This is a genomic window from Ramlibacter sp., assembly GCF_035706265.1.
Taxonomy (GTDB): domain Bacteria; phylum Pseudomonadota; class Gammaproteobacteria; order Burkholderiales; family Burkholderiaceae_C; genus Ramlibacter.
Window position 1 is genome coordinate 1 of the sequence record NZ_DASSVG010000390.1, and the last position, 4,828, is coordinate 4,828.

Annotated in this window: 4 protein-coding genes; 2 read left to right on the top strand and 2 right to left on the bottom strand. The window is 69.8% G+C overall.

Annotated elements, in window-relative coordinates; translation table 11 throughout:
• Positions 1-429, bottom strand: a 429-nt coding sequence (locus VFM98_RS14015) for a c-type cytochrome (RefSeq protein ID WP_325110531.1), incomplete at its 3' end; no start/stop codon positions are given.
• Positions 430-458: 29 nt separating this feature from the next.
• Positions 459-1,652, bottom strand: a complete 1,194-nt coding sequence (locus VFM98_RS14020; RefSeq protein ID WP_325110532.1) for a PQQ-dependent sugar dehydrogenase — start codon at positions 1,650-1,652, stop codon at positions 459-461.
• 210 nt (positions 1,653-1,862) lie between these two features.
• Here VFM98_RS14020 and VFM98_RS14025 point away from each other — a divergent pair, with 210 nt between their 5' ends.
• Positions 1,863-4,016: an indolepyruvate ferredoxin oxidoreductase subunit alpha gene (locus VFM98_RS14025; protein ID WP_325110533.1), complete on the top strand. Its 2,154-nt coding sequence runs from the start codon at positions 1,863-1,865 to the stop codon at positions 4,014-4,016.
• Positions 4,013-4,828, top strand: an 816-nt coding sequence (locus tag VFM98_RS14030; protein WP_325110534.1) for an indolepyruvate oxidoreductase subunit beta family protein, incomplete at its 3' end; no start/stop codon positions are given. The genes VFM98_RS14025 and VFM98_RS14030, both read left to right, overlap by 4 nt.

The following is a 4,828-nucleotide window of genomic DNA, read 5'->3' on the forward strand; positions in this document are numbered from 1 at the left end:
CTGCTGGCCGCCGGCGAGGTTGGCGCCATGGCAGAACACGCACTTGTGCTGCTCCGCCAGCGCGCGCCCTCTCGCCATGCGCGCCGCATCCGGCGGCGTGGCCGGCGCCGGAGCCTGGACGGGCGGCAGCGTGCCGATGAAATCCGAGAAGCCGCGCAGGTCGTCTTCGGTCAACGCCTTCGCCACCGCCGTCATGGCTTCGTTGCTGCGCCGGCCTTCCCGGAACAGGAACAGCTGCGTGATCGCATAGAGCGAAGGCTGGCCGGCCAACACGGGGATCAGCGGCGTGTCGGCCCGCCCGTTGGCGCCATGGCAGGTGGCGCACAGCGTGGCGAAGCGCTGCGCGTAGGAGGCGGCCGCCGGCGTGCCGGGAGCTTTCTGCTGGCCCCCGGCCGGCGGCGCCGGCGCCACCAGCGCGAGGGCCGCCACGCAGGACGCCAGGCGTGCCGCCCTCCCCGTCATCGCTTGCCGTAGCTGATGCGGTAGATCGCGCCCGCGTGGTCGTCGCTCACCAGCATGGAGCCGTCCTTCAGCACCAGGAAGTCCACCGGGCGGCCGAGATACTGGTTGTTCTCGACGAAGCCGGTCATGAAGGGCTCGACGCGCGCGCCGCCCTTGCCGTCCGGCCAGGCCACCGAGATGTCGGCGTACTTCTTCGTGCGGTTCCACGGGCCGTGCCGCGCGATGAACATCGCGCCCTGGTACTTGGCGGGAAACATCTTGCCGCGATAGAAGGTCAGGCCCAGCGAACCGGCGTGCGGCCCCAGCAGCGCGGCCGGCTTCACGTAGTCGTCGCACGACTTGCCCCAGCCGAATTCCGGATCCGGGATGCTGCCCTGGTGGCAATAGGGAAAGCCGAAGTGCTGCTCGCCGGGCCGGGTGACGTGGTTGAGCTCGTCGTTCGGCAGTTCCTCGCTGAACCAGTCGCGCCCGTTGTCGGTGAACCAGAGATGGCCGGTCTTCGGATCGAAGTCGAAGCCGACCGTGTTGCGCACCCCCGAGGCGATCGTCTCGTTGCCGGTGCCATCGAGGTTCATGCGGTAGATCTTCGCCCACGGCCCGGGATCGCAGATGTTGCACGGCCCGCCCACGGCGTAGTACAGCTTGTTGTCGCGGATGCGCAGGTACTTCCAGCTGTGGTCGCCGCCGCCGGGCAGCTGGTCGTAGATCACCTTGGGCTCGCCCAGGTTGTCCAGCCGGCCGTCGACGTTGTCCCAGCGCATGATCTTCGTGTTGGTCGCCAGGAACAGGCTGCCGTTGGCGTACTCGATGCCGGTGGCCATCGGCATCTTGTCGATGATCACCTTGGCCTTGCGGTCGCCCTGCTCCGGGACGGCGTAGACCTTGTTGGCGACGAACAGCGAGCTGACCAGGATGTTGCCGTTCGGGCCCTGGCGCAGGCCGCGGGCGTCCAGGATGCCCGAGGCCCAGGTCTCGACCTTGAAGCCGGGCGGCAGCTTGAACTTCGCGGTGGGGAGCTTGTCCGGCGCCGTCGGAATCGGAAACGCCGGCACCGGCGCCATCTGCATCGCGGCGTCGGTCTTCGGTCGTCCCTTGGCCCACCCGGGTTCATCCTGCGGGGCCTGCTGCGCCAGCGCGGGCGCGGCGCAGCAGGCGGCGGCAAGCAGAACAAGCGAGCGCAACTGCTTCATGACTTGTCTCCTTCGGCGTTGTGGGGCCGCGATTCTGATCCGCGCCGCTCAGGCGGGCAACAGATTCGGCGCGCAACGGGTACAAGCTAGGCACCTTTCTTAAGCCCGGCGCTCTTTCATGCACGCATTGCATATCGCTTAGTCGCCTCATTGGATTGATCGATGGCGCCGGCGCGCGCACACTGCCCGCTCAGTTGCGGAGGCCAGCTTTTGGAAGTTTCGTTCGGCAAGGAAATCGAGTCGCTGCGCCTCGGCGCGGGAGACACCTTCCACGGCGAGGGCATCCTCGCCATCACCAAGGCGCTGCTGCAGTCCGGCGTGGCGTACGTCGGCGGCTACCAGGGCGCGCCGGTGTCGCACCTGCTCGACGTGATGGTGCAGGCCCGGCCCTACCTCGACGAGCTCGGCGTGCACGTGGAGGCCTGCTCCAACGAGGCCTCGGCCGCGGCGATGCTGGGCGCCTCCATCCACTATCCGCTGCGCGGCGCCGTCACCTGGAAGTCCATCGTCGGCACCAACGTGGCGGCCGACGCGCTCTCCAACCTGTGCTCGCCGGGCGTGACTGGCGGCGCGCTGATCGTGGTCGGCGAGGACTACGGCGAAGGCGCCTCCGTGATCCAGGAGCGCACCCATGCCTTCGCGCTGAAGTCGAGCATGTGCCTGCTGGATCCGCGGCCGGACCTGGCGGTGATGACGCGCATGGTGGAGCACGGCTTCCGCCTCTCCGAAGCGTCCAACATGCCGGCCATCCTGGAGTTGCGCATCCGCGCCTGCCACGTGCGCGGCAGCTTCGAGGCCCGGGACAACGTGCCGCCGCCGGTCTCCACCCGGGCCCTGATGGAGAATCCGGCCGGCTTCGACTACATGCGGCTCGCGCATCCGCCGGTCACCTTCCGGCACGAGAAGCTCAAAGGCGAGCAGCGCCTCCCGGCGGCGCGCCAGTACATCCTCGACAACCAGCTCAACGAACTGTTCCCCGGCCGGCACGACGACGTGGGGATCATCGTGCAGGGCGGCGTCTACAACGCGCTCGTGCGCAGCCTGCAGCAACTCGGGCTCGCCGACGCCTTCGGCGCCACGGAGATCCCGCTGCTGGTGCTGAACGTGACCTATCCGCTGGTGCCGGAGCAGGTGGCGGACTTCTGTGCCGGCAAGCGCGCCGTGCTGGTGGTGGAGGAAGGCCAGCCCGAGTTCATCGAACAGGAAATCGCCACCCTGCTGCGGCGGCGCGACGTGCAGGCCAGGCTGCACGGCAAGGACCTGCTGCCCTCCGGCGGCGAGTACACGGTGGAAGTGCTGGCGACGGGCCTCACGCAATTCGCGGCGCGCTACCTGCCCGATGCCGCCGACGAGGAGGCGAGCCGCTGGCTGGCCGCAAACCTGGAGCGCCGGCAGGCCGCCGCCGCGGCACTGGCGAAGCCGCTGCCCGTGCGCCCGCCCGGCTTCTGCGTCGGCTGCCCGGAGCGCCCGGTGTTTTCGGCACTCAAGCTCGCGCAGCAGCAGATCGGCAACGTGCACATCGCCGCCGACATCGGCTGCCACGCCTTCGGCACCTTCGAACCGTTCTCGATGGGCCATTCCATCCTGGGCTACGGCATGTCGCTCGCCAGCCGGGCCGGCGTCTCGCCGATGATGCAGCGGCGCACGCTGGCCATCATGGGGGACGGCGGATTCTGGCACAACGGCCTGCTCACGGGCGTGCAGAGCGCGCTCTTCAACGGCGATGACGCCGTGCTGCTGATCTTCAAGAACGGCTACACCTCGGCCACCGGCACGCAGGAGATCCTGTCCACGCCGGCGGAGGACGCCAAGTTCAACGCCGCCGACAAGGGCAAGAGCCTGGTCCACACCAACCAGACCATCGAGTCCGCGCTCAAGGGCCTGGGCGTGCAGTGGCTGCGCACCGTACACACCTACGAGGTGGAGAAGATGCGCGCCACGCTCACCGAGGCCTTCACCAGCCCCTTCGACGGGCTGAAGGTGATCGTGGCCGAGGGCGAATGCCAGCTCGAGCGCCAGCGCCGGCTCAAGCCCTGGCTGGCCAGCCTGCTGCAGAAGGGCGAGCGGGTGGTGCGCGTGAAGTACGGCGTCGACGAGGACGTGTGCAACGGCGACCACGCCTGCATCCGGCTCTCCGGCTGCCCCACGCTGACGCTCAAGGACAACCCCGACCCGCTCAAGGTGGACCCGGTCGCCACCGTGATCGACGGCTGCGTGGGCTGCGGCCTGTGCGGCGCGAACGCGCACGCGGCGACGCTGTGCCCCAGCTTCTACCGTGCCGAGGTGGTGCAGAACCCCAAGTGGCACGAACGCCTGTTCCACTCCTTCCGCCGCGCCGTCGTGCGTGCGCTGCAGCCCGCATGAAGTCTCCTATTTCCCTCCTGATTTGCGCCCTGGGCGGCGAAGGCGGCGGCGTGCTGACCGAGTGGCTGGTCGAGATCGCGCGCCACGCCGGCTACCCGGCCCAGGCGACCTCGATTCCCGGTGTCGCGCAGCGCACCGGCGCCACCACGTACTACGTGGAAGTGTTCCCCGTTCCGCTGGCGCAGCTCGCCGGCCGGCGCCCGGTCTTCAGCCTCAACCCGGTGCCCGGCGCGCTGGACGCGATGGTCTCCTCCGAGCTGCTGGAGACGGCGCGCCAGGTCGCCAACGGCATGGCCTCGCCCGAGCGCACGCTGGTGATCACGTCCTCCGCGCGGACGCTCACGACGCAGGAGCGCATGCCGCTGGGCGACGGGCGCAGCGACGCAGCCGAGCTGCAGCAGCTCGTGGCGCGGTTCAGCCGCACCCACCAGGTGTTCGACATGAACGCCCTGGCCAGGGACGCGGGCACCGTGGTCAGCGCCGTCATGCTGGGCGCGATCGCCGGCAGCGGCCTGTTCCCGTTCCGGCGCGAGGACTACGAGGCGGTGGTGCGCGCCGGCGGCAAGGGCGCCGAGGCGAGCCTGCGCGGCTTCGCCAAGGGTTTCGAGCGGGTGGCGCAGGGGCGTACGCAGGCGGAGTACCTGGCGCAGGTGCTGGCGCCGCCCGCGCCGCAGCCGGCGCCGGTTGCAGCGCACGTGCTGGCCGCCGCGGGCTTCCCCGCCCCGGTGCAGGAGATGTTCGCGCTCGGCTACCACCGGCTGGTGGACTACCAGGACCGCGCCTACGCGGACCTCTACGTGCAGCGCCTGCAG